The sequence below is a fragment of the Microbacterium kyungheense genome (assembly GCF_006783905.1).
In the GTDB taxonomy this organism is placed as follows: Bacteria; Actinomycetota; Actinomycetes; order Actinomycetales; family Microbacteriaceae; genus Microbacterium; species Microbacterium kyungheense.
Window position 1 is genome coordinate 175,516 of the sequence record NZ_VFPE01000004.1, and the last position, 22,739, is coordinate 198,254.

The window sequence follows — 22,739 nt, forward strand, 5'->3', positions numbered from 1 at the left end:
CGAGACGCAGGCGCACGGGCGACCTCGGGCACCGCGTTTCGTCTCGCTTCGCTCGCTCGACGGCCGATCGATCGGGCCGGGCTACGACGCCGGCCAGATCTCCTCGTCGTCCGCGACGGGCTCGCCCAGCGGCACGATCAGGATCGGCCGGTGCTGGCGGTGCGCGAGACGGGCGCCGACCGAACCGGTGAAGAACTCGCGCACGGACTCGCCGAACCCGCGCTTGCGCGTGCCCACGACGAGCAGCCGCGCGTCGAGCTGGTCGGCCAGATGCTTGATGGCCATCGCGGGGTCGCCCACGAGCTGGCGTGCGACCCAGTCGACGCCGGACCCCTCGAGCGCGGCGGTGGCGGCATCCGTCACCTTCGCGAGATCACCCTCGCCGGCGGCGATGTTGAGGTCGATCGGGGCGGAGTGCACATACCCGTCGGGGTCTTCGTACGTGACGAACCGCGTGACGTCGACGTGCGCCACCACGAGCGGAGCCTGGAACAGCTTCGCGTACCGCGCCGCCTCTTTCAGGACGCGCCCGGACTGGTCGGGCACCACTCCCACGATCACGGCCCCGTCGAGCCCCTCGTTGCTGACGGCGTCGGATGCCTCGTCGGTCATACGTCCGTGCTCCTCCCGCACCGGTGGGCTCGGAACCGCCGGGGTGCGGGGGCTCCGTGTTATCCTGAATGCTACTCTTACCGGTTCGAAGCCGGATTCGTGAATGCCCGGGTTTGCGAGGCTGACAGCCCGCAAAAGCCCGCAACTCTAAATGAGGGGGTCTCGCATGGGGCGTGGCCGTCAGAAGGCGAAGCACACCAAGATCGCCCGAGAGCTGAAGTACGACACGTACAGCGTGAACTACTCGGCGCTTGAGCGCGAGCTCGGTCACCACAGTGAAGACGAGTACGTCGACAAGTGGGCCGACCAGTACAACGACGAAGACGAGGACGAGACCTCGCCGCTCTCGTCGTCGCAGGCGTAAGCCGCCGCCCCCGCCGTCAGCGACGGGGGCGCGCTTGCGCGATCTCCCCGATGCGTGACGTCCGGGATGCCGCGCCGCGGCCGCCGTCGGCGACCCGTCGCACGTCCTCGACGCGAGGCGCGCGCCCGTCACGCGCGCCTGTCACCAGGCGCCGTGCCGACGCTCCCACTCGTCCTCGACGGTGTGAGGACGCGCGGCGATGGCACCGGCCGGGATCACCGCCGCGACCACGAGCACGAGCACGATGAGCGGCCCCGTCCACGAATCCGTGGCATCGTGGAGCAGGCCGATGCCGAGCGGGAACAGCGCGGCGATGCCGTAGCCGATGCTCTGCACGAACCCGCTCAGGGCGACCGCTCCCTCGTGCGTGCGCGTGCGCAGTCCCAGCAGCACCAGCACGAGCGGGAACAGCAGCGGCGCCAGGCCGAACAGCGCCACCCACAGCCACGGCGCCGCAGCGGGCGCGAGCAGCAGCCCGCCCAGGCCGACGAAGCCGCTGGCGATCGCGATGCCGATGAGCAGACGTGTCGCGTTCGCGCGGGCCACCAGGAGCGGAACGGCGAGGGATGCCGGCAGCCCCATGAACCCGAACAGCGACAGCAGCCCGCCGGCCGCGGCGGGCGTCACCCCGGCGATGTCGACCAGCATCTTCGGCAGCCACGCGAACGAGGTGTAGGCCATCGTCGCCGACGCCGCGAAGGTCACGAGCAGACCCCACGCCAGGGGCACGCGCCACATGCGCCCGAACGCACGCGGGCTCGGACCCTCGACATCCTCGGACGCGGGCCGCACCGGGTCGGCCGCAGCGGCCTCGGCCACGATCTCGGCACGGCGGCGCACGGCGAGCCCGATCCACGGGATCGTGCCGGCCAGCGCGAACACCGACCACAGTCCGAGCGACAGATGCCAGTCGGCCGCGTCCGCGACCGGCACCGCGATGAGCGCGGGCAGCGACGTCGAGACGGCCATCGTCGTGGAGTAGACCGTGGTCATGAGGCCGATGCGGTCGGGGAAGTAGCGCTTCACGAGCGGCGGCAGCAGGATGTTGCCGGTGCCGACCGCGGCGAACACCAGAGCCGTGCCCGCCAGCAGCAGTCCCGCGTCCGGCGCCAGGCTGCGTGCGACGAGTCCGAGGGCGACGACGACCATCGCCGCGACGGCGAGGCGCTCGAGCCCGAAGCGGCGCTCGAGCGCGGGTGTGAGCAGGCCGAAGACGGCGAAGCACACGGGCGGCGCGGTGCCGATCAGCCCGATGACCGCCGCAGGGAGGTCGAACTCGGCCGAGATGTGATCGAACAGCGGCGAGAGCGAGGCCACCGCGGAGCGCAGCGAGAACGCGAAGAGCACGATCCCGACCACCGCGAGGGTCCTCCCCTGCCACAGCGGGCGCGGGGTCGACATCACCCGTCCAGCCTACGGGGAGCCGGATGCCGCGGCTCCGGCATCCCCTGCTCCGGCCCACCCGCCGCGATCATGTGCTCTCGTCGAACGCACACGTCGTCGACGCACGCAACGTGTGCGGTCGGCGATAGCACATGATGCCGGCAGGAGAGGTGTGGGACGGGATGCCGCGGGCCGGTGCTCGCGTCAGGACTCCTGCGAGCCCTCGACCCAGGCCAGGTACTCGTCGGTGACGGTGCCCGTGACGTAGCGGCCGTCGAAGCAGCTCATGTCGAGGTCCTCGACGTCGGAGCCCTCCAGGATCGCGGCCTTGAGGTCGTCGACCTCCTGGTACACGACGAAGTCGGCGCCCAGCTCGTCGGCGATCTCGGGGATCGTCCGGCCGTGGGCCACGAGCTCGTGCCGCGAGGGCATGTTGATGCCGTACACGTGCGGGTAGCGCACGGGCGGCGCGGCCGAGGCGAACGTGACGCTCTTGGCCCCGGCATCCCGAGCCATCTGGATGATCTCTTTCGAGGTGGTGCCGCGCACGATCGAGTCGTCGATCAGCAGCACGTTCTTGCCCTTGAACTCGCTCGACATCGCGTTGAGCTTCTGGCGCACGCTCTTCTTGCGCACGGCCTGGCCCGGCATGATGAACGTGCGGCCGATGTAGCGGTTCTTGTAGAAGCCCTCGCGGTACTCGACGCCGAGCTTGCGGGCCACCTGCATCGCTGCCGGACGCGACGAGTCCGGGATCGGCATGACCACGTCGATCGCTTCTCTCGGCGTGTACTTCGCGATCGTGTCGGCGAGGCGCTCGCCCATGCGCAGGCGGGCGTCGTACACCGAGATGCCGTTCATGACCGAGTCCGGACGCGCGAGGTACACGTACTCGAACGAGCACGGCACGAGCTTCGGGTCGGACGCGCACTGGCGCGTGTGGAGCTTGCCGTCGAGGTCGATGAACACCGCCTCGCCGGGCTCGACGTCGCGGACGACCTCGAACTCGCCGTTCTCGAGCACGAGCGACTCGCTGGTGACAACCCACTCGTAGTGGCCGTCGGGGTTCTTGCGCGTGCCGAGGATGAGCGGGCGGATGCCGAACGGATCGCGGAAGGCCAGCAGACCGTAGCCGGCGATCAGCGAGATGGCGGCGTACGAGCCCTCAACGCGTTCGTGCACGCGCGTCACGGCGTGGAACACCTGCTCGGGGTCGAGCTCGAGGCCCGAGATCGACGACTGCAGCTCGTTGGCCAGCACGTTCACGAGCAGCTCGGTGTCGGAGCTGGTGTTGAGGTGGCGACGATCCTTGTGGAAGAGCTCGTCGGTCAGCTCACGCGTGTTGGTGAGGTTGCCGTTGTGCACCAGCACGATGCCGTAGGGCGCGTTGACGTAGAACGGCTGCGCCTCCTCTTCGCTGGACGCGGTGCCCTTCGTGGCGTAGCGCACGTGGCCGAGGCCGATCTCGCCGAGGAGCGCACGCATGTCGCGCGTGCGGAACGCCTCGCGCACCTGCCCGCTCGCCTTGTGCATGTGCACGACGCCGCTGTTCTCGGCCGTGGCGATGCCCGTGGAGTCCTGACCCCGATGCTGCAGCAGGAGGAGGGAGTCGTAGATCTCCTGGTTGACGGACCCGCGGCCCACCATCCCGACGATTCCGCACATGGGTGTTGCTTGCCTTCGTTCTGTGTCTGCGCGCTCAGCGAGCCGCGTGGTCTGCGTAGGTGCCGATGAGACGCACCGCGCCGCCGTCGACGCCCTTGGCGCCCTGTTCCCAGTGGCCGTGCGTGTCGTCCGGCCGCGAGCCGGTGCGGACGGTCCCCACCTGCCAGGTCGCGATGCCCTCGCCGGAGAGCGCGGATGCCGCCGCCTCCGCCTTCTCGGGCGACACGACCGCGAGGAAGCCGATGCCGAGGTTCCAGGTGCCTTCGGTCGCCTCCAGCTCCAGGCCTCCGAGGTCGGCGAGGACGCGGAACACCGGGGACGGCGACCACGTCGACCGGTCGACCTCCACCCAGGTGCCCTGGGGCAGCACGCGCGCGAGGTTCGCGGCGATCCCGCCACCGGTGACGTGGCTGAGCGAATGGACGCCGTCGCCGGTCTCGGTGAGCAGGCGCAGCAGCGGCAGCGTGTAGAGGCGCGTCGGCTCGAGCAGGACCTCGCCCCACGTGGTGCCGAAGTCGGCCGAGTTGTCGCCGTAGTGGATGCCGGCGCCGGCGACGATGTGGCGCACCAGCGAGTACCCGTTCGAGTGGAGGCCGCTCGAGGCCAGCGCGAGGACGACGTCGCCGTCTCGCACGCGCTCCGCCCCGAGGATGCGGGATGCCTCGACCACGCCGGTCGCCGCGCCGGCGACGTCGTAGTCGTTCACTCCGAGCAGACCCGGGTGCTCGGCCGTCTCGCCGCCCACGAGGGCGGTGCCGGTCGCCGCGCAGCCGTCGGCGATGCCGCGGACGATGTCGGCGATGCGCTCGGGGAAGACCTTGCCGCACGCGATGTAGTCGGTCATGAACAGCGGCTTCGCGCCGACCACGACGATGTCGTCGACGACCATGCCGACGAGGTCCTGGCCGATCGTGTCGTGCTTGTCGATCGCCTGCGCGATCGCGACCTTCGTGCCCACGCCGTCGGTGCTGGTGGCCAGCAGCGGCTTGTCGTACGCCTTGAACGCGGTCGCATCGAAGAGTCCGGCGAACCCGCCGACGCCGCCGAGCACCTCGGGACCGTGGGTGCGACGCACCGCGGACTTCATGAGTTCGACGGCGAGGTCGCCGGCGGCGGTGTCGACGCCGGCCGCCGCGTACGGGTTCACGGGCGGTTGGGGGCGGGAGGGGGCATCGCGATCGGATGAGGCCACGCCTCCAGCCTACCGGCGGCCTGCCTGAGCGGACGCCGGATGTCGCACCGCCCCGCCCCCACCGCTGAATCGGTTCACTGACGCCGAACGCGCGCCTGTGCCGGCACCTCGTGCGCGTGCGGTGCACGCGGACGGATCGGGGACGCGAGGACCGGCGGATCGACGCGGCATTCCCGCCTCGGCCCCGCGCCGCGGACCTAGAATGAACGGCATGGGAGGCGCCGGTGCTCCGGAGTGGCTGATCCGCGAAGACGCCGGTCAGCCGGTGCTTCTTGCCCTCTATCTGCGGCAGGTGCTCGGCATCCGCTCACCGGAGGAGCTGCCGCACCTGCGCGGCATTCCGGCTCGGGCGAACGACCGCAGTGCGGCCGCCCAGGATGCGCTCGAAGAGCAGTGGCGCGCGTACTGGGCGATGACGGTCGAGCCGCAGGCGCATCCGTCGGCGGTGCCGCTGGAACTGGTCGACGAGTTCGGCACCGCGCTCGCGCTCCCCACCGAAGGCGCCGACGTGCTGCGCGGCGCCGTCGTGCCGCACGCGGCCGAGGCGCTCGCGTTCGCGCAGTCGGCGCACGAGCGGTACCGCAGAGAGGCGTCGCACAGCACGGGCACGACCTACCGGGCGTATGCCGGCGCGATCGCCGAGCACGAGCGGCAGGTGGGGCGCCGCGCGCACGCGTTCGAGCTCAACGTGCAGGTGCTGCCGCTCACTCAGCGCGGCGTGTGGTGGATCGGCGCGCTGACGGTCGCGGTGACCGACGGGCTGCGGGGCGACGTCGCGGCGTTCGATGCCGCGATCCACCCGATCATCGCCGAGCTCGCCTAGCGCACGCCCGGTCTCAGTGGCCCGGGCCGTCGCCGTTGGTGCCGGGCTCGGGGTCGACGTGCACGGACTCGTGGTCGACCGCGATCTCGTGCGTGCGCCGGCGGGAGCGGCGGTCGAGGACGAGCGCGAGGATGCCGGCGAGCGCGATGCCGATGGGTGCGCAGATCAGCACGAGGAAGCCGAAGACCTGGCCCTGCGAGTACTCCACGCCGGTGTTGGGGCTGGCCTCGGCGGTGCCGTTGAACGCGAAGGTGAGGATCATCGCGACGAAGACGCCGACGACGGCCCCGACGATCAGGAACACAGAGATCTTCGGTGCGCGACGCACGCGCACGGTCTCGATGCGGTCCTGGCTGTGCTCGGGCATGCCTCCATTGTCCCACTCGCCCGGCGGCATCGCGCCCGCTCAGGGACGCAGCGGCAGCAGGTGCGAGATGTCGGCGCGCGTGCCTGAGGCGCTGATCCGGCCCGCGGCAGCGGCATCCGTCCACTGCTCGGCGCCCGTCGCGAGGGCGATCCAGGTCGCCGCGTCGGTCTCGACGACGTTCGGCGGGGTGCCGCGCGTGTGCCGCGGCCCTTCGACGACCTGCACGGCGCCGAACGGCGGCACGCGCACCTCGACCGAGTTGCCCGGCGCCTTCTCGGCGAGCAGCTGCAGCAGGTAGCGCACCGCGGTGGCGTTGTCGGTGCGGGCGGGAGGGGCGGATGTCGCCACCGCCGCCGCGACGGCGTTCAGCGCCGCGCGGCCGTCGTCGGTCGAGATCCTGCGCGTGGCCATTGCTCCACCGTACGCGGGCCCGGACTCATGCGGACCCGTCGAACCGCGCCGCGAGCGCCGGATCGGCGAACACCGTGATGCGGGCGATGCCGTCGCGGCGCACATCCAGCACCCCGACCCCGAACGCCGCACCTTCCCGGAACGCCACCACGGCCGGCTGCCCGTTGGCGACGATCTGCCGCATCGACCAGTCGCCGGGCCGTCCGACCGCCGAACGCAGCACGTCGCCGCACGCCGCCTTGCCGTCGAAGATCTCGGCCTGCGGCTGCAGCTCGAGCACCGCGTCGTCGCGCAGCAGGCCGATGAGCCGCGACACGTCGCCGGTCAGGAACGCCGACACGTAGGTGTCGAGCGCACGACGGGTGGCAGCATCCGTCGGTTCGGCCACGTCATCGGGGCGCGGCGCGCTGCGGGCGATCCGCGCACGCGCCCGCTGCAGCGCGCTCTTGACCGCCGCCACGGTCGTGTCGAGCACCTCCGCGGTCTCGGCCGCCGAGAACCGCAGGACGTCGCGCAGCAGCAGGACGGCACGCTGCGACGCCGGCAGGTGCTGCAGCGCCACGACGAACGCGAGGCGCAGGTCGTCGCCGCCACCGGGGAACGGCCGCACGCCCGTGGCGGGGTGCGCGGACTCCGGGACGCCGTCGAGCCCGACCTCGGGGTGCGACCGCCGCGAACGCAGCCGGTCCAGGCACGCGCGCGTCGCGATGGCGTAGAGCCAGGTGCGGGCGCTGGAGCGTCCTTCGAACCCGTCCCATGCCCGCCACGCGCGCTCGAGCGTCTCCTGCACCGCGTCCTCGGCCTCGTCGTCGGAGCCGAGCATGCGGTAGCAGTGGACGAGCAGCGGGCGACGCGCTGCGGCCGCCTCGGCCTCGAACGTGCTCACGGCACCAGTATCGACCGCAGCCACGCCCCGGCCTCGGCGATCGCCCGGGTGGCGGCATCCGAGCGGCCCGCCGCCATCTGGAACGTGTGCAGCTGCCCCGCTGCGATGTCGAGCCGCACGTCGACCCCGGCCGCCCCCGCGTGGCGGACGAGGGCGACGGCGTCGTCGAGGAGCGCCTCGTCGCCGCCGACCTGCACGAGCGTCGGCGGCAGGTCTCTCAGGTCGGCGTCGAGCGGCGCCGTGCGCACGTCGTGACGGTAGGCACCCGCGAGGTACGCCTCGGCGAGCCCGCGGACGACGTCGCGCGTGAAGAACGGATCGGCGCCGCGGTCGTACGAGGCGCCGCCTGCCGCGAGGTCGGTCCACGGCGACATCAGGAAAAGGCCGCGAGGAGCGGCGTCCGGCTGCAGCGCGCGTCCGAGCGCGAGCAGGGCGCCGCACGAGTCGCCCGCCACGGCGACCCGCGAGGCGCGCTCGCTCAGCCAGCGGTGTGCGATGGCCACCTGTTCCACCTGGCTCGGGAACACGTGTGCGGGAACGAGCCCGTAGTCCATCGCGAACACGGGCGTGCGCGCGGCGAGCGCAAGATGCCCGAAGAGCCGGGCGTGCGTCGCCGACGACCCGCTGACGAAGCCGCCGCCGTGGATCCCGAGGATCGCCGCCCGGGTGTCGGCGTCCGGAGGCTGCAGCCACAGCCCGGGCGGCTCGTCGACGCGCGTCGCGACGACCCCCTCGGGCTCGGTGCCGAGGTCCTGCCACGGCGGCACGTCGCCGCCCCGGGCGACCGCCTCCCAGTGCCGTCGGTTGACGTCGGAGGCCGCGACAGTGTCCATTCCCATACCCGTGTAGACGCACGACGCCGGCGAGAGGAATCGGCCTGACGCGACCGGGTGGCCCCGAAACCCCACGGACCCCGCCGGTAGGCTGATCGGGTGAAGATCCTGGTCCTCGGTTCGGGCGCGCGCGAGCACGCCATCATCCTGGCGCTGCGGTCGGAGGAGGCCGAGCACGAGATCTTCGCGGCCCCCGGCAACGCCGGCATCGGGCAGAACGCGCAGCTCGTCGCGCTCGACGCCAACGACCCCGGAGCCGTCACGGACTTCGCCAACGAGAACCACGTCGACCTCGTGATCGTCGGGCCCGAGGCGCCGCTGGTCGCCGGGGTCGCCGACGCGGTCCACGAGCGCGGCATCCCCGTGTTCGGACCGAGCCGCATGGCGGCGCAGCTCGAGGGCTCCAAGGCGTTCGCCAAGCGGATCATGGATGCTGCGGGCGTGCCGACGGGCCGCGCCGTGCGCGCGGCGACCCGGGCCGAGGTCGAGGCGGCGTTCGACGAGCTCGGCGCCCCGCACGTGGTCAAGGCCGACGGCCTGGCCGCGGGCAAGGGCGTCATCGTGACGTCCGACCGCGATGCCGCCCTCGCGCACGCCGACGAGTACCTCTCGTCCGGCGCGGTGCTCGTCGAGGAGTTCCTCGCCGGACCCGAGGTGTCGCTGTTCTTCCTGAGCGACGGCGACCACGTGCTGCCGCTCAGCCCCGCGCAGGACTACAAGCGCCTGCTCGACGGCGACGAGGGCCCCAACACCGGCGGCATGGGCGCGTACTCGCCGCTGCCCTGGCTCGACGGCACGTTCGGCAGTGAAGAGGCGTTCGTCGACGAGGTCACGCGCACCGTCGCCGAGCCGGTGATCCGCCAGCTCGACGCCGAGGGCACGCCGTTCATCGGTCTGCTGTACGCAGGGCTCATCCTCACCGAGTCGGGCGTCAAGGTCATCGAGTTCAACGCGCGCTTCGGCGACCCCGAGACGCAGGTCGTGCTGCCGCGGCTCGTCGACCCGCTGTCGGAGCTGCTGCTGGCCGCGGCGTCCGGCCACCTCGAAGACCTCCCCCGTCCCGCGTTCGCCGACGACGTCGCCGTCACCGTGGTGCTGGCGAGCGAGGGATACCCCGCGGCACCGGTCACCGGCCGCGCCCTCACCGGCCTGCGCGACGCCGAGGCGATCGAAGGCGTGCATCTCGCGCACGCGGCCACGGCCGAGACCGACGGCGGACTGGTGGCCACCGGCGGGCGCGTGCTCAACGTCGTGGGCGTCGCGACGACGTTCGCCCAGGCCCGCGAGCGCGTCTACCGCGCCGTCGACGCGATCGGCCTGGACGGCGGGCAGCACCGCACCGACATCGCCGCCCGCGTGTCCGAAGGCCTCTGACCCCGCCCCCAGAGGGCACCCCGCCGAGCCGCCGGCCGCACAAGAATGACGCCGGCGCTGTGGTCTGGGGGTTCACAGCGCCGGCGTCGCGATGCCTCGGGAATCATCGATTCGCCGCGGGCATCCGGACCCGAGGTGGGGGACTCAGGTCTGACGGCGGATGAAGCGCATGAGCCAGGCGATGATCGCGATCACGATGATCACGATCCCGACCCACAGCAGGAACTTGGCCGCCTCGACGAACACGCCGAACAGCAGCAGCACGATTCCGATGATGAGCAGGATCACTGCGAGTGCGGACATGACCCCATAGTGGGGCGACACCCGCCCCCGTCGCATCCTCTTGACAAACGCGAGGCCCGTCGGTAGTCCGCGTGGCCGCGGAAGGTGGATGCCGGCGGCCGCGGCCGCCGGCATCCACTTTGTCTCTTCGCCTCAGTCGGCGACGTCGGCGAGGTGCGCGGCGTGCCAGTCTTCGGTCGACGTCGCCTGCGGCCGGCGCAGGAACAGCACCGCCACGACGCCGATCAGGATGGCGGCGGCCGACAGCAGCACCGTCTGCGCCATCGCCGTCGCGAACGGCTCGGCGACGAACTCGGGGAGCTGCCCCGCGCTGAAGCTGCCGCCCGCGGCGTCCGCCGAACCCGGGATGTTCGCCTCGATGCGGCTCTGCATGAACACGGCGATCGCCGCCGATCCGAGCACCGATCCGATGGTGCGCGTCGTGTTGTAGATGCCGGCGCCCGCGCCCGCCTGACGAGGCGTCAGGTTGCGGGTGGCGGTGGTGGCCAGCGGTCCCCACATCCCCGCGTTGCCGACGCCCATGATGAACGACGGGATGAGGAACACCCAGATCGGGGTGTCGAGGTTCATCAGCGTCGAATAGAGGACGAGCGAGCCTGCGACCAGCAGCAGACCGGGCACGAGCAGCACCCGCGGGTCGGTGCGGTCGAGCCAGCGGCCAGCCAGCGGCGACAGCACGCCCGCCGCCACGGCCATCGGCACGAGCAGCAGTGCGGACTCGGTCGGAGTCAAGCCGCGTGCGAGCTGCAGGAAGAACATCAGCGGCAGCGACATGCTCGTCACCGTGAAGCCGACCGCGGCGATGCCGATGTTCGCGACCGAGAAGTTGCGGTCGCGGAACAGCTCCAGTGGCACCAGTGCCTCGCTCTTCGTCTTCGCCTGCTGCCAGATGAAGAGAGCCATGACGATCACGCCGGTGATGATGAGACCCCACACCGTGATCGGGCCCCAGATGACGCCCCAGTCGTACGTCTCGCCCTCTTGCAGGCCGAACACGATGAGGAACAGGCCCACCGCGCTGAGGAAGACGCCGACGAGGTCGAAGCGGTGCGGGTGGGTCTCGAGCTTGGGCACGAGGATCCAGGCGAGCACGAAGCCGACGACACCGACAGGCAGGTTGACGAAGAAGATCCACTCCCAGCCGAAGCCGTCGACGAGCAGACCGCCGGCCAGCGGGCCGACGAGCATCGCGACGCCCGAGGTGGCGCCCCACAGGCCCATGGCCGCGCCGCGCTGGTTCGGCGGGAAGGTCCGCGTGATGATCGCCATGGTCTGAGGCGTCATCAGCGAGGCGCCGAGGCCCTGGACGGCGCGGAACGCGATGAGCGCGCCGAGCGTCGGCGACAGGCCGCAGCCGAGCGAGGCGAGCGTGAAGATCGCGAGGCCGCCGAGGTACATGTACTTCGGGCCGAAGCGGTCGCCGAGGCGGCCGGTGATCAGCAGCGGCACCGCGTAGGCGAGCAGGTAGGCCGAGGTCACCCACACGACGTTGTCGAGGTTGTTGGTGTCGGGGTCGAGCGCCGCCTTGATGGCGGGGTTGGCGACCGAGACGATCGTGGTGTCGACGAGGATCATGAAGAACCCGATGACGAGAGCCCACAGGGCCGGCCACGGGCTGCGCGGCTTGTGCCCGGCGGCGTACGCGCCGGTGGGCGGGTGCGCGGTCGTCGGTGCCGCGTCGGAGGCGGGGTTGGTCACTGGCGTGCTGCCTTTCGCTGTTCGAGATAACGGTCGGTGGGCGGCGCGTCGCGCCCCCACGGGTATTCGGGGAGGCGGATGCGGTCGAGGGTCGCATCGAGCCACTGGAGGTCTGCCCGCAGCAGCGCGGCCTCACGGTCGAGCTCGAGCAGGTACTGCTCGGGGACGCTCTTGGCGAGAGCCCGCCCGCGGCCCGCGACGGTCTCGTCCAGGGTCTCGGCCAGCACCATGCGGCGCTCGCTGAGGAGGGCGACGGCCTCGTCGCGGTCGAGTCCGTGCGCCTCGGCGAGCGCGACGCGGTACTCGGCCGGGCGGTCGACCAGGGGCAGCTCGCGCCGGATCCATTCGCGCACGGCGGCGGCGCCGGCATCCGTCTGCGTGTACGTGGTGCGCTCGGGCCGGTTGCCGTCCCGGTCCACGCCGACCTCTGCGACGAAGCCGAGCCGTTCCAGCCGCGCGACCGTGTGGTAGACCGTGCCGTGGGTGATCGTGACGAGACGGTCGTCCCGGCGCATCCGCATCAGCCGGATCATCTCGTACGGGTGCATGTCGCCCTCGCCGAGCAGCGCGAGCACGACCAGCCCCAGAGGCGTCAGGCGGGCGACGGGGTCCTTCACGATCACTCCATTTCGATTAGTCCACATGGACTATACCTCGATGCGCGTGGAAGGGAAGACCCCTGCGGGGTCGCGGGCGAGCGGGCGTCAGGCCGAGGGTGTCTGACCGGCGCGCTCGACCAGCACGGCGATCTGGGTGCGATTGCGGGCGCCGAGCTTGTTGCGCGCCTGCTGCACGTGCGCCTTCGCGGTCGACAGCGCGACATGCATCGCCCGCGCGATCTCGCCGTCGCCGGCACCCGCCGCCACGAGACGGGCGGCGTCGCGCTCCCGGTCGGTGAGCGTGGCGAACAGCTCCGCCGCGGTCCGCCGGGCGTCCGCGCCGGCGTCGGACGCCGAGCGCTCGAGCAGCTCGCGCGTGTACCTCGGCGACAGGAACGCGTCACCGCGCGCGACCGTCCGCACCGCTGCGGCGAGATCCGCGGGCGCGTCGTCCTTGAGCACGTAGCCGTACGCGCCGGCGTCGATCATCCGCCACACGGTCTCGCTGGTCGCCAGGCTCGTCATCGCGACGACGTCGGTGTCCTGCTGCCCGAGGAGGGCACGGGTCGTCTCCACGCCGTCCATGCCCGGCATCTGCACGTCCATGAGCACGACATCGGGACGGGTCGCCCTGGCCAGGGCGATCGCCTCGACGCCGCCGGCGGCGGTGCCGACGACCTCGAGATCCACATGGTGCCGGAGCATCGCGGTGATCGCCTCGCGGGCGAGGAAGTCGTCGTCCACGACGAGCACCTTGATGGGACGATCCGCGGTGTCTGAGGGCACTTCGCCACGATAGTGGCGACCGCCGACGCCCGCGGACTCACCCCCAGGGGAGGCTCACGTCGACGATGAACTGGCCCTGGTACGGCCCGATCCAGGCGGTCCCCCCCAGGGCGACGGCGCGCTCGCGCATGCCCTCGATCCCGTGGCGTCCGCCCGGGATCTGCGACGAGCCGGCGGCCAGCGCGTTCACGGTGCGGATCCGGATGCCGCGATCCGGCGCCGCATCGACCAGCACCGAGATCGGCGTGCCCGGCGCATGCTTGAGCGCGTTCGTCAGGCTCTCCTGCACGATGCGGAAGGCCGCCGCGTCGAACGCCGGACCGAGCTGGTCGATGCCCTCCAGGAACACGTAGGCATCGACGCGATGGCCGGCGGCGCGCAGATCGGCGACGAGACCGCTGATGCCGCGCATCGACGGCGGCGGCGCGTCGGCGGTCTCGCCGGTGTCCGAGCGCAGTCCGCCCACCACACCGCGCACGTCTTCGAGTGCCGCGTGTGCCTGCTGGCGGAGCACGCGCGCCCACTCCGCGAGCGCGGGGTCCCCGGGCGCCGCGGCAGCCTGCGACTCGAACGCTCCCGCGGCCAGGGCCACCGACGAGAGCCGGTGCCCGAGCCCGTCGTGCAGGTCGCGCGCGATCCGCTCGCGCTCGGCCTGGCGCGTCACCTGCTGATCGAGCGCATCCGCCCGCTCATGCTGCTGCGCGGCTTCGACCCGCTGCGTGGATGCCTCGTCCCGCGCGCGCCGGTACGCCACGAGGGCGGCCACCAGGCCGAGCGACAGCAGTGCGGCGATCGCCGCGGCGATGCTCCAGACGGGATCGGTCCCCGTTGGGTCGCTGCCGACCAACCAAGCGAACGCGTGACCCCACCCGGTGAACGCCTCGCGAGCGACGAACAGCACCACCGCTGCCGCTGTGAGGGGGCCGATGAACCTGGTCCGCCACGGCCATCGCACGATGACGCAGTACGCCCCGATGAGGGCAAGCAGGTACGAGACGCCGATCAACAGCAGCAGGCCGCCTGCGACGAGCACGACGAGCGGCGCACGAGCGCGGAAGAAGATCGTGCCCCAGCACGCCAGGACCAGGAGGACCAGCAGACTGCCGAACGGTGTGACGTTCGCCTGAGGATCATCGCCGCCGGTCAGCACAGCGGCGCCGGGGACATTCATGACCCCGAGAACGTCGAAGAACACACCCACCACGAAGAGAGCGATAGAGGAGCCGACTCGCACCGCCTGTGTGAGCCCTCGATGCCCGGGGCGCGCGATCGCGGTCATGGACCGAGCTTAGAGACCGGGCTCCCGGTGCACCCGCTGCGTCCGATCGGAGATCTTCGGACGATCGACCGGGCCACGACGACCGAAAGCGGGAGGCGCTGACGAGTCCCACCGCCGCAGGCTGTTCACACGGACTTCCGGCCGAAAGCATGCACTCCGCAACATATAAGCTCCAAAGGAAGATGAGAGAGTTCTCATCTTCCACATCTCTGGGAGAGGAAATCTCATGTCCTTCGACAACACGCAGCCGCCGACGCCTCCTGGCCCCGCAGCTGCTCCGCCCGTAGAGGCGCCCGCCGCCGCGACGCCGGCCGCAACGCAGCGCGTGCACACCCTCGCATGGGTGGCGCTGGGCCTCGCTGCGCTCGGATTCATCTTCGCGTGCATTCCGGGTGCCCTCATCGTCGGCTGGATCCTGCTGCCGATCGCCTTCGTCCTCTCGATCGTCGCCCTCATCCTCAAGGGGAAGAAGTGGCCCGGGATCGTGGCGTTGATCCTGAGCGTGGTGGGGACGATCGTCGGCTTCGTCGTGTTCTTCTCGCTGGCGGCCGCCGCCGTCAGCGACGCGATCGAGGAGTCCACCGGGTCGTCAGTCACTGCTCCGACGGAAGAGACGGCCGACGCCGAAGACGACTCCGCCGAGGAACCGGCGGCCGCCGCGGGGTCCTCGCGCGACAACCCGGCGGCGATCGGCTCGGTCATCCACGGTCCGGAGTGGGATGTCACCGTCAACAGCGTCACGCTGGGCGCGACCGACCAGGTGGCGGCAGCGAACCAATTCAACGAGGCGCCTGAGGCCGGTTACGAATACATCCTGGTCAACGTCACGACGACCTACACCGGCGCAGACAAGGGCATGCCCGCCCTCGTCCAGATCGGCTACGTCACCCCCGACGGAGTCACGATCAACGGGCTGGACTCGCTCGCTGTCGCACCCGACGCCCTCGACGGCATGTCTGAGCTGTACACCGGTGCATCGGCCACGGGCAATGTCGCGCTGGCGGTGCCGTCGGCGACCGCCGATGCCGGCGTCCTCGTGGTCACGCCCGGGCTGCTGGCCGACGACGTCTTCGTCGCCGTCAAGTAAGCCGCTCAACGGCGTGTGCGTGCCCGCCCGGGCACGCACACGCCGTTCGCGATTCGCCAGGCCTGCAATGGCGGCCGCGAGCCGGGGATAATGGCCTGGTGACGGCATCCCCCACTCCCTCGACCGAACTCACCGGCTGGCGACACGTCTACTCCGGCAAGGTCCGCGACCTGTACGTGCCTGCCGGCACACCCGAGGGGGCGGAACCCGAACGCATGCTCGTCGTCGCGAGCGACCGCGTGAGCGCGTTCGACCACGTCCTGTCACCCGGGATCCCCGGCAAGGGCGAGCTGCTCACGACGCTCAGCCTGTGGTGGTTCGACCAGCTGGCCGGTGCCGACGGGGGCCGCGGCATCCCGAACCACCTCACCGCCTCGCACACCCTGGGGCTCGGTGCCGACGGCGAGGCGAACACCGCGGACGACCTCGAGAGCCTGATCCCGGATGCCGTCGTCGGACGCGCGATGGTCGTCAAGAGCCTCGACATGCTGCCCATCGAATGCGTCGTGCGCGGGTACCTCACCGGGTCGGGCTGGGCCGAGTACCAGGCCGGAGGCACGGTGTGCGGCATCCCTCTTCCGGCGGGGCTGCGCAATGGCGACCGGCTGCCCGAACCGATCTACACGCCCGCCTACAAGGCGCCGATGGGCGAGCACGACGAGAACATCTCGTACGAGCGCACCGTCGAGCTGGTCGGCGCCGAGCGCGCGGCCGAGCTGCGCGATCTGTCGCTCGAGATCTACACGCGCGCGTCACGCACCGCCGAGGCGCACGGCGTGATCCTCGCCGACACGAAGTTCGAGTTCGGTCTCGACGAGAACGGCGTGCTGACCCTCGCCGACGAGGTGCTCACGAGCGACTCGTCGCGGTACTGGGATGCCGCCGCCTGGGCTTCGGGAACCACCGAGGACGAGCGCATGGCGAGCTTCGACAAGCAGATCGTGCGCAACTGGCTGGCCGCCAACTGGGCGCCGCCGCGCGAGGGCGAGCCGCCGGCGCTGCCCGCCGACATCGTGGAACGCACGGCCGCCCGCTACCGCGAGCTGCTGGAGCTGCTGACCTCGTCAGCGGCTCGTTGAGCCTGCCGCAGGGCGGCACCGTTCCGCGCCGCTAGGGTGAGGCGAGCACAACACCCGAGCGCGAAGGAGCGAGCGCACATGCCCCTGTGGACCCTGCACGGCAACGGCCGGACCGTCGAACCTGGCCAGGTCGTCAGACCCGAGGAACGACTGAACTGGCCGGCGACGGTCGCCATCGGCGCGCAGCACGTGATCGCCATGTTCGGCGCGACGTTCCTCGTGCCGATCCTCACCGGGTTCCCGGTGTCGACGACACTGCTGTTCTCGGGCATCGGGACCCTGCTGTTCCTGCTCGTCACACGCAACCGCCTGCCCAGCTACCTCGGCTCGTCGTTCGCGTTCATCGCACCCGTGACGGCGGCCACCGCCTCACAGGGCATGGGGTCCGCCCTCGCGGGCATCGTCGCGGTCGGCGTGCTGCTCGCGGCCGTCGGGTTCATCGTGCAGTTCGCGGGGCTGGGCTGGATCGAGAAGCTCATGCCGCCGGTCGTCGCCGGTGCGATCGTGGCGCTGATCGGATTCAACCTCGCGCCGGTCGCGTGGCAGAACTACCAGCAGGCGCCGGTCACCGCGACGATCACCCTCGTCGCGGTCGTGCTGTGCAGCGTGCTGTTCCGCGGCTTCCTCGGGCGCATCTCGATCTTCGTCGGCGTGATCGTGGGCTACATCGCGGCGCTCATCGCCGGCGAGATCGACTTCACCGCCGTCAACGAGCTCGTCGCGAACGGGCAGTGGGTCGGCCTGCCGACCTTCCACATCGCCGACTTCGGCAACCCCGGCACCTGGAGCGTCATCGCGATGTTCCTGCCCGTCGTGCTCGTGCTCATCGCCGAGAACGTCGGTCACGTCCGCGGCGTCGCCACCATGACCGACGGGTCGGTCAACAGGTACACCGGACGCGCGCTCATCGCCGACGGCGCGGCGACCGTGCTCGCCGGAACCTTCGGCGGATCGGGCACCACGACGTACGGCGAGAACATCGGCGTCATGGCCGCGACCCGCGTGTACTCGACGGCCGCCTACTGGGTCGCGGGCGTCTTCGCGATCCTGCTGTCACTGTCGCCCGTGGTCGGCGCCGTGTTCAACTCGATCCCCGCGGGCGTGCTCGGCGGCGTCACCACGGCGCTGTACGGACTCATCGGCATCATCGGCATCAAGATCTGGGTCGACAACCGCGTGGACTTCTCACGCCCGGTCAACCAGTACACCGCGGCCGTGTCGCTCGTGATCGCGATCGCCGGATTCACGATGGTGTGGGGCGACTTCCAGCTCGGCGCGATCGTCATCGGCGCCGCCGCCGCCCTGCTGATCTACCACCTCGGCAACGCCATCGCGCGCTGGCGCAAGACCGGCGCCGACGACGGCGGCCCGATCCCGGCCGTCGGCCAGCTCGGCGGCGACCCGCAGTAGTCCCCCGGGGGTGCCGCCGCCCCGGGCCCGCCGGCCCGCCGGGGTCGCGGCATCCTCGTCCCTCCCGCGCTCGCCTACGCTGCCGGAACGCCCAGGTGCGCAGCGACGTAGCGCCGGATCTCGGCGCTGGTCTCGTCCCGCCGATCGGGATCGACCGGGACGACGAGGGTCGGCAGCGGCAGTCGCGAGACCAGATCGAGCTCGAGCGCACGTCGGTGACGCATGAACTCGACATACCCGTCGAAGCCGTCGAGCCCGCGGCGGCGGCCGTAGCCCTGTTGCGTGTGGTACTCGATCACGAACTGCAGCCACTCGTCCGGGCGCTCGCGCGCGGCGCTCTCGAGCGCGGGAAGCGGGTCTCCGACGTCGAGGTAGACGAGCGCCGGGTCGTGCGGGCGGACCGCCTCGACCAGACCGCGCACGTGACGTTCCAGCGCCAGCGGCGACTCGTCGAGCCGGGCGATGAACGCGCACACGGGGTTCTGGATGAGCACGCACTCCCACACCTGCACCTCAGCCGGCGGCGGGGCGGCGCCGAAGCGGCGCCAGCTGTCGGTGAGCGCGCGCGAGTAGAGCCCGGCGGTGATGGCGCCGTCGTACGCATCGAGACCGCGCAGCTCGTCGCCGAGCGCCGGCGGAAGGTCGCCAAGGAGCCCATGCTTGACGACGAGCACCCCGCCGACGTCATGGCTCACCGAGAGCAGGCGGGACTCCCACTCCGGGAAGCGCACGCGAAGGCGATCCCACGCTGTCGCCTCGAGGAGGGCCACCCGCTCGAAGTCGACCGGGTGGTCCGCGCGCCCCTCGGGCCAGCTCACCGCGGCGTGCCCGTGCAAGGCCAGCCACTCGGCCAGGCCGTGGGCGACCGTGCTCTTGCCCGCCCCGGGCAGCCCTTCGACCATCACCAGCCCCGACATCGCGCCCCTCTCATCGATCCCCTGCCAGACTAGTTCGGCCATCCTCGGGGGAATGATCGGCGGATGCCGGAGGTTCTCATTCATGTGAATGCACAGGCCGATCGCCTCGCCCCCGACACCGCGATGGGGGCCGTCACGCTGCTCGTCGGCGATCTGGACGGGATGACCGCGTTCTACCGCGACGTCATCACGCTGCAGGTGCTGTCGGCCGACGGCGACCGGGTCGTCCTCGGCCGCGCCGGGCGCGCGATCGTCGTGCTGCAGCACGAGCCGGCGCTGCGCCACGCGGTTGCCGGAGCCGCCGGGCTGTTCCACACCGCGATCCTGTTCGAGACGCAGGAAGCCCTCGCTGCAGCGCTCTACAGCGTCGCCACGCGAGCGCCGCAGACCTTCACCGGCTCCGCCGATCACCTCGTGAGCCAGGCGTTCTACCTGACCGACCCCGAGGGCAACGGCGTCGAGCTGTACTGGGACCGCACGCGCACCGAGTGGTCGTGGACCCACGGCACCGTCGAGATGGCCACGCTGTACCTCGACCCGAACGGCTTCCTGCGCGAGCACCTGACCGAGAGCGCCGCGGGCGGCGGGACCGCACAGGAGGCGGCATCCGTCGGGCACGTGCACCTGTCGGTCGGCGATGTCGAGACGGCACGCGCGTTCTACGTCGACGCGCTGGGCTTCGACCAGACCGCCGCGATGGGCGGCCAGGCGCTGTTCGTCAGTGCGGGCGGCTACCACCATCACATGGCCATGAACGTGTGGAACTCCCGCGGCGCGGGCCCGCGCATGCCCGCCCTGGGTCTCGGCCGCGTCGATCTCGACCTGCCCGACGCCGACGCGCTCGGCGAGCTGTCGGAGCGGCTGCGGCACCACGGCTTCGAGGTGCGCGACGACGGCCGCACGGTGTCGTTCGACGACCCCTGGCGCAACCTCCTGCACGCGACGGCGCCCGGCCGCGGCTGACCGCCGAGCCGCGGCATCCCGAACCCCGGCGTTTCGCCCGCGAGACCGAGGGCTTCGGCCGAGCTTCAGGACGACGCCCCCGGTCTCGTCCGGCACCCCCGGTCTCGGTGAGCGGGCGACCCGCGGCGCTCAGACGGAGTCGCGGACGACCAGCTCGGTCTCGAGGATCGTGACGTGGCGCGGGTGGCGGCCGGCGAGGATGTCGAGCAGCACGGTCGCCATGCGCTCGCCCTGCGCGAAGGACGGCTGGCGCACCGTCGTGAGCTGCGGGATGACGGACGTCGCCACCGGCGAGTCGTCGAAGCCGACCAGGGCGACGTCCTGCGGGACGCGGAGCCCCGCCGCGGTCAGCGCGGTCAGCACCCCTCGGGCCATCAGGTCGCTCGCGACGAACACGGCGTCCGGCCGGACGCCCGACTCCAGCAGGCGGCGCATCGCCTCGGCTCCGCCGTCGGCGGTGAAGTTGCCGTCCTCGACGCCGATCTCGTCGAGGCCGAACGCCTTCAGCGCATCCTGGTAGCCGCGCAGGCGGTCGACGCCCGCGGGCATGTCGTGCGGGCCGGTGATCGTCGCGATGCGGCTGCGGCCGTTCTCGATCAGGAACACCGTCGCGTCGTACGCGCCGCGGGCGTTGTCGACGTCGACGTAGTAGTCGCGCTCGCGCTCGCGCACCGGGCGTCCGCCGTAGACCACCGGCACGGCGCTCGCGATGCGGTCGATGAACGTGTCGCTGGTGTGGTGCGACACGACGATCGCGCCGTCCACGGCACCCGAGCGCACGTACGACGTGGTCTTGTCACCCGGGTCGTCGCTGGCGATGAAGAGGTTCAGCACGTAGTCCGACCGGCTCAGCCGAGAGTTGATGCCCGACACGATCGCCGCGAAGAACGGGTCGCCGAAGAACCGCGTGGTGTCTTCGGGGACGATGAGGGCCACCGCGTGCGTCTTCTGGCTCGCGAGCGAGCGCGCCGCACGGTTCGGCACGTAGTTGAGCTCGGCGATCGCCTTCGTGACCGACTCCAGCGCCTCCGGGCTGACGGCGGTCGAGCCGTTGACCACGCGCGACACCGTCGACCGCGAGACTCCCGCCGCGGCCGCGACCTCTTCGATCGTCACCGTCTGACGCGCGACATCCGAGCTCATCGCTGTCCCTCCCTGCCCGACACCACGTCCGAATCTACGGCCCGAACAGGCTACGCCGACGCCGCGGCGCCGACACCGGCCACATCGAGTGCGCGCGCGCCGATGATGCGGCTGTACTCGAGCGCACTGTCCTTCGGCGTGCGCTCCTGCGTGTCGTAGTCGACCCGCACGATGCCGAACCGCTTCTCGTACCCCCACGCCCACTCGAAGTTGTCGAGCAGCGACCAGTAGAAGTAGCCGCGCACGTCCACGCCGGCGTCGGCGGCATCCAGGATCGCCCCCAGGTGCCCGCGCAGGAACTCGACGCGGTCGGCGTCGTGCACGCGCTTCTCGCCGCCGTCGACGACGAGCTCGTCGTCGTAGGCCGCGCCGTTCTCGGTGACGTACAGCGCCGTGCCGGCCGCCTGCGCGTACTCGCCCCACACGCGCTGCAGCAGCTCGGTGAGCCCCTCGGGCTGCACCTCCCACTGCATCGGCGTGCGCGGGAGGCCCCGCTCGTGCCAGAAGATGCCCTCGTGCGACGGGTACGGCGACCGGCCGGGGCGATCCGTCGGCGCGTCGCCGCCGATCGGCGGGTTCTCGGGCTCGTGTCCGCCGACGTACTCGCCGTGGTAGTAGTTCACGCCGAGCGTGTCGATGGGCGTCGAGATGACCTCGAGGTCGCCCGGACGCACCGCGGACTCCCATGCGGCGACGGCGGCGGCATCCACCTCGCGGATGTCCTCGACGATGTCGGCCGGGTACTGCCCGCGGAAGATCGGGTCGAGGAACCACCGGTTGAACTGACCGTCGATGCGACGCGCGGCGTCCACGTCCGCGGGGTCTGCGGCGTCGACGGGCTCGGCGACCGTCAGGTTCAGCGTGATGCCGAGGTTGAGTGAGGCGTCGCGGGAGCGCAGCTCGCGGACGGCCTGACCGTGCCCGAGCATCAGGTGGTGCGCGGCCAGCACACCCTCTTCGACGCTGTAGTGGCCCGGCGCGTGCAGGCCCGCGGTGTAGCTGAGGAACGACGAGCACCACGGCTCGTTGAGCGTCGTCCACACGTTCACGCGGTCGCCCAGGGCGTCGTGCATCGTGAGCGCGTACTCGGTGAACCGGTCGGCGGTGTCGCGGTTGGTCCAGCCGCCCTGCTCCTGCAGCGCCTGCGGCAGGTCCCAGTGGTACAGCGTCAGCCACGGCAGGATGTCGGCGCCGAGCAGCTCGTCCACCAGCCGCTTGTAGAAGTCCACGCCCTGCGCGTTGACCGCGCCCCCGTCGGGACGGACCCGCGACCACGAGGTCGAGAAGCGGTACGTCTGCAGCCCGAGGTCCTTCATCAGCGCGACGTCGTCGCGGTAGCGGTGGTAGTGGTCGCAGGCCACGTCACCGTTGTCGGCGTTGATGACGGCACCCGGCACGCGGCAGAACGCGTCCCAGATGGAGTCACGGCGGCCGTCCTCGTGGGCGGCGCCCTCGATCTGGAAGGCGGCGGTCGCGGCGCCGAACAGGAAGTCCGACGGGAAGGCGCGCGAGATCGCGGTCGTCATGAGGGAGAGTCCTCTCTCGAAGAAGAGTCTGAATTCAGG

The 22,739-nt window shown here is 71.4% G+C and carries 23 protein-coding genes; 7 read left to right on the forward strand and 16 right to left on the reverse strand.

From position 1 onward, the window contains the following. Positions 1-81 precede the first annotated feature (81 nt). Positions 82-612, reverse strand: a complete 531-nt coding sequence (locus tag FB391_RS14470; protein ID WP_141895482.1) for a universal stress protein — start codon at positions 610-612, stop codon at positions 82-84. A gap of 166 nt (positions 613-778) precedes the next feature. Here FB391_RS14470 and FB391_RS14475 point away from each other — a divergent pair, with 166 nt between their 5' ends. Continuing rightward, positions 779-976, forward strand: a complete 198-nt coding sequence (locus FB391_RS14475; protein WP_141895483.1) for a DUF3073 domain-containing protein — start codon at positions 779-781, stop codon at positions 974-976. 141 nt (positions 977-1,117) lie between these two features. Here FB391_RS14475 and FB391_RS14480 read toward each other — a convergent pair whose 3' ends face one another. From FB391_RS14480 to purM, 3 genes are all read right to left on the reverse strand, one after another. Continuing rightward, entirely contained in the window at positions 1,118-2,377 is a 1,260-nt protein-coding gene (locus FB391_RS14480) for an MFS transporter (RefSeq protein WP_141895485.1), read from the reverse strand. A 186-nt stretch (positions 2,378-2,563) separates the two neighbouring features. After that, positions 2,564-4,024 (reverse strand): amidophosphoribosyltransferase, encoded by a 1,461-nt coding sequence (gene purF / locus FB391_RS14485; protein WP_141895487.1) that lies wholly within the window; start codon positions 4,022-4,024, stop codon positions 2,564-2,566. Positions 4,025-4,058: 34 nt separating this feature from the next. Beyond that, the gene (gene purM / locus FB391_RS14490; protein WP_281286437.1) at positions 4,059-5,216 is read right to left on the reverse strand and encodes a phosphoribosylformylglycinamidine cyclo-ligase; all 1,158 of its coding nucleotides are present in this window, start codon (positions 5,214-5,216) and stop codon (positions 4,059-4,061) included. A gap of 211 nt (positions 5,217-5,427) precedes the next feature. Between purM and FB391_RS14495 the strand changes: the two genes are divergently transcribed. Further along, on the forward strand, positions 5,428-6,039 hold the full coding sequence (locus FB391_RS14495) for a zinc-binding alcohol dehydrogenase (RefSeq protein WP_141895489.1): 612 nt from the start codon (positions 5,428-5,430) through the stop codon (positions 6,037-6,039). 13 nt (positions 6,040-6,052) lie between these two features. Here the strand turns inward: FB391_RS14495 and FB391_RS14500 are convergent, their stop codons facing one another. The 4 genes from FB391_RS14500 to FB391_RS14515 are packed head-to-tail and all read right to left on the reverse strand — an operon-like array spanning position 6,053 to position 8,536. Next, positions 6,053-6,406, reverse strand: coding sequence for a potassium transporter Trk (locus tag FB391_RS14500; protein WP_141895491.1), 354 nt, complete (start codon positions 6,404-6,406; stop codon positions 6,053-6,055). 39 nt (positions 6,407-6,445) lie between these two features. Further along, positions 6,446-6,817, reverse strand: a complete 372-nt coding sequence (locus FB391_RS14505) for a sterol carrier family protein (RefSeq protein ID WP_141895493.1) — start codon at positions 6,815-6,817, stop codon at positions 6,446-6,448. A gap of 25 nt (positions 6,818-6,842) precedes the next feature. Next, entirely contained in the window at positions 6,843-7,703 is an 861-nt protein-coding gene (locus FB391_RS14510) for a sigma-70 family RNA polymerase sigma factor (RefSeq protein ID WP_141895494.1), read from the reverse strand. Then, a complete protein-coding gene (locus FB391_RS14515; RefSeq protein ID WP_185843110.1) occupies positions 7,700-8,536 on the reverse strand; it encodes an alpha/beta hydrolase in 837 nt (278 codons plus the stop codon). The genes FB391_RS14510 and FB391_RS14515 overlap by 4 nt, the downstream gene beginning before the upstream one ends. A gap of 99 nt (positions 8,537-8,635) precedes the next feature. Between FB391_RS14515 and purD the strand changes: the two genes are divergently transcribed. Beyond that, positions 8,636-9,910 (forward strand): phosphoribosylamine--glycine ligase, encoded by a 1,275-nt coding sequence (gene purD / locus FB391_RS14520; RefSeq protein WP_141895513.1) that lies wholly within the window; start codon positions 8,636-8,638, stop codon positions 9,908-9,910. Positions 9,911-10,054: 144 nt separating this feature from the next. Here purD and FB391_RS19730 read toward each other — a convergent pair whose 3' ends face one another. The 5 genes from FB391_RS19730 to FB391_RS14540 all read right to left on the reverse strand — a co-directional run bounded on the left by FB391_RS19730 (position 10,055) and on the right by FB391_RS14540 (position 14,575). After that, positions 10,055-10,213, reverse strand: a complete 159-nt coding sequence (locus FB391_RS19730; protein WP_185843111.1) for a hypothetical protein — start codon at positions 10,211-10,213, stop codon at positions 10,055-10,057. Between the two features lie 132 nt (positions 10,214-10,345). Beyond that, positions 10,346-11,911 carry a DHA2 family efflux MFS transporter permease subunit gene (locus FB391_RS14525; RefSeq protein ID WP_141895514.1) on the reverse strand — a complete coding sequence of 522 codons (1,566 nt, stop codon included), beginning with the start codon at positions 11,909-11,911 and terminating at the stop codon, positions 10,346-10,348. After that, positions 11,908-12,528 (reverse strand): PadR family transcriptional regulator, encoded by a 621-nt coding sequence (locus tag FB391_RS14530; protein ID WP_141895516.1) that lies wholly within the window; start codon positions 12,526-12,528, stop codon positions 11,908-11,910. The genes FB391_RS14525 and FB391_RS14530 overlap by 4 nt, the downstream gene beginning before the upstream one ends. 87 nt (positions 12,529-12,615) lie before the next feature. Beyond that, positions 12,616-13,296, reverse strand: coding sequence for a response regulator transcription factor (locus tag FB391_RS14535; protein WP_141895518.1), 681 nt, complete (start codon positions 13,294-13,296; stop codon positions 12,616-12,618). A gap of 37 nt (positions 13,297-13,333) precedes the next feature. After that, positions 13,334-14,575: a sensor histidine kinase gene (locus FB391_RS14540; protein ID WP_141895519.1), complete on the reverse strand. Its 1,242-nt coding sequence runs from the start codon at positions 14,573-14,575 to the stop codon at positions 13,334-13,336. Between the two features lie 226 nt (positions 14,576-14,801). On the opposite strand from FB391_RS14540, the gene FB391_RS14545 reads away from it, so the two are divergent. The 3 genes from FB391_RS14545 to FB391_RS14555 all read left to right on the forward strand — a co-directional run bounded on the left by FB391_RS14545 (position 14,802) and on the right by FB391_RS14555 (position 18,151). Further along, the gene (locus FB391_RS14545; RefSeq protein ID WP_246093535.1) at positions 14,802-15,662 is read left to right on the forward strand and encodes a hypothetical protein; all 861 of its coding nucleotides are present in this window, start codon (positions 14,802-14,804) and stop codon (positions 15,660-15,662) included. Between the two features lie 95 nt (positions 15,663-15,757). Continuing rightward, positions 15,758-16,741 carry a phosphoribosylaminoimidazolesuccinocarboxamide synthase gene (locus FB391_RS14550; RefSeq protein ID WP_425462962.1) on the forward strand — a complete coding sequence of 328 codons (984 nt, stop codon included), beginning with the start codon at positions 15,758-15,760 and terminating at the stop codon, positions 16,739-16,741. Positions 16,742-16,819: 78 nt separating this feature from the next. After that, a complete protein-coding gene (locus tag FB391_RS14555; protein WP_141895523.1) occupies positions 16,820-18,151 on the forward strand; it encodes a uracil-xanthine permease family protein in 1,332 nt (443 codons plus the stop codon). A gap of 74 nt (positions 18,152-18,225) precedes the next feature. Here the strand turns inward: FB391_RS14555 and FB391_RS14560 are convergent, their stop codons facing one another. Further along, a complete protein-coding gene (locus FB391_RS14560; RefSeq protein ID WP_185843113.1) occupies positions 18,226-19,110 on the reverse strand; it encodes a P-loop NTPase family protein in 885 nt (294 codons plus the stop codon). 81 nt (positions 19,111-19,191) lie between these two features. Here FB391_RS14560 and FB391_RS14565 point away from each other — a divergent pair, with 81 nt between their 5' ends. Then, positions 19,192-20,031, forward strand: a complete 840-nt coding sequence (locus FB391_RS14565) for a VOC family protein (protein WP_185843124.1) — start codon at positions 19,192-19,194, stop codon at positions 20,029-20,031. A 129-nt stretch (positions 20,032-20,160) separates the two neighbouring features. Here FB391_RS14565 and FB391_RS14570 read toward each other — a convergent pair whose 3' ends face one another. Together FB391_RS14570 and FB391_RS14575 are read right to left on the reverse strand one after the other, a co-directional pair. Continuing rightward, positions 20,161-21,174 carry a LacI family DNA-binding transcriptional regulator gene (locus FB391_RS14570; RefSeq protein WP_141895528.1) on the reverse strand — a complete coding sequence of 338 codons (1,014 nt, stop codon included), beginning with the start codon at positions 21,172-21,174 and terminating at the stop codon, positions 20,161-20,163. 50 nt (positions 21,175-21,224) lie between these two features. Further along, positions 21,225-22,700 (reverse strand): glycoside hydrolase family 1 protein, encoded by a 1,476-nt coding sequence (locus FB391_RS14575; RefSeq protein ID WP_141895530.1) that lies wholly within the window; start codon positions 22,698-22,700, stop codon positions 21,225-21,227. Between the last annotated feature and the right edge of the window lie 39 nt (positions 22,701-22,739).

What these genes read in the sequence shown, in the direction of transcription:
- FB391_RS14475 (WP_141895483.1), top strand. Translation starts at nt 779, where the DNA reads ATGGGGCGTGGCCGTCAGAAGGCGAAGCACACCAAGATCGCCCGAGAG.
- FB391_RS14575 (WP_141895530.1), bottom strand. Translation starts at nt 22,700, where the DNA reads ATGACGACCGCGATCTCGCGCGCCTTCCCGTCGGACTTCCTGTTCGGC.
- FB391_RS14565 (WP_185843124.1), top strand. Translation starts at nt 19,192, where the DNA reads ATGGGGGCCGTCACGCTGCTCGTCGGCGATCTGGACGGGATGACCGCG.
- FB391_RS14500 (WP_141895491.1), bottom strand. Translation starts at nt 6,406, where the DNA reads ATGCCCGAGCACAGCCAGGACCGCATCGAGACCGTGCGCGTGCGTCGC.
- FB391_RS14495 (WP_141895489.1), top strand. Translation starts at nt 5,428, where the DNA reads ATGGGAGGCGCCGGTGCTCCGGAGTGGCTGATCCGCGAAGACGCCGGT.
- purF (WP_141895487.1), bottom strand. Translation starts at nt 4,024, where the DNA reads ATGTGCGGAATCGTCGGGATGGTGGGCCGCGGGTCCGTCAACCAGGAG.
- FB391_RS14545 (WP_246093535.1), top strand. Translation starts at nt 14,802, where the DNA reads ATGTCCTTCGACAACACGCAGCCGCCGACGCCTCCTGGCCCCGCAGCT.
- FB391_RS14505 (WP_141895493.1), bottom strand. Translation starts at nt 6,817, where the DNA reads ATGGCCACGCGCAGGATCTCGACCGACGACGGCCGCGCGGCGCTGAAC.
- FB391_RS14515 (WP_185843110.1), bottom strand. Translation starts at nt 8,536, where the DNA reads ATGGACACTGTCGCGGCCTCCGACGTCAACCGACGGCACTGGGAGGCG.
- FB391_RS19730 (WP_185843111.1), bottom strand. Translation starts at nt 10,213, where the DNA reads ATGTCCGCACTCGCAGTGATCCTGCTCATCATCGGAATCGTGCTGCTG.
- FB391_RS14540 (WP_141895519.1), bottom strand. Translation starts at nt 14,575, where the DNA reads ATGACCGCGATCGCGCGCCCCGGGCATCGAGGGCTCACACAGGCGGTG.
- FB391_RS14480 (WP_141895485.1), bottom strand. Translation starts at nt 2,377, where the DNA reads ATGTCGACCCCGCGCCCGCTGTGGCAGGGGAGGACCCTCGCGGTGGTC.
- FB391_RS14470 (WP_141895482.1), bottom strand. Translation starts at nt 612, where the DNA reads ATGACCGACGAGGCATCCGACGCCGTCAGCAACGAGGGGCTCGACGGG.
- FB391_RS14560 (WP_185843113.1), bottom strand. Translation starts at nt 19,110, where the DNA reads ATGGCCGAACTAGTCTGGCAGGGGATCGATGAGAGGGGCGCGATGTCG.
- FB391_RS14555 (WP_141895523.1), top strand. Translation starts at nt 16,820, where the DNA reads ATGCCCCTGTGGACCCTGCACGGCAACGGCCGGACCGTCGAACCTGGC.
- FB391_RS14570 (WP_141895528.1), bottom strand. Translation starts at nt 21,174, where the DNA reads ATGAGCTCGGATGTCGCGCGTCAGACGGTGACGATCGAAGAGGTCGCG.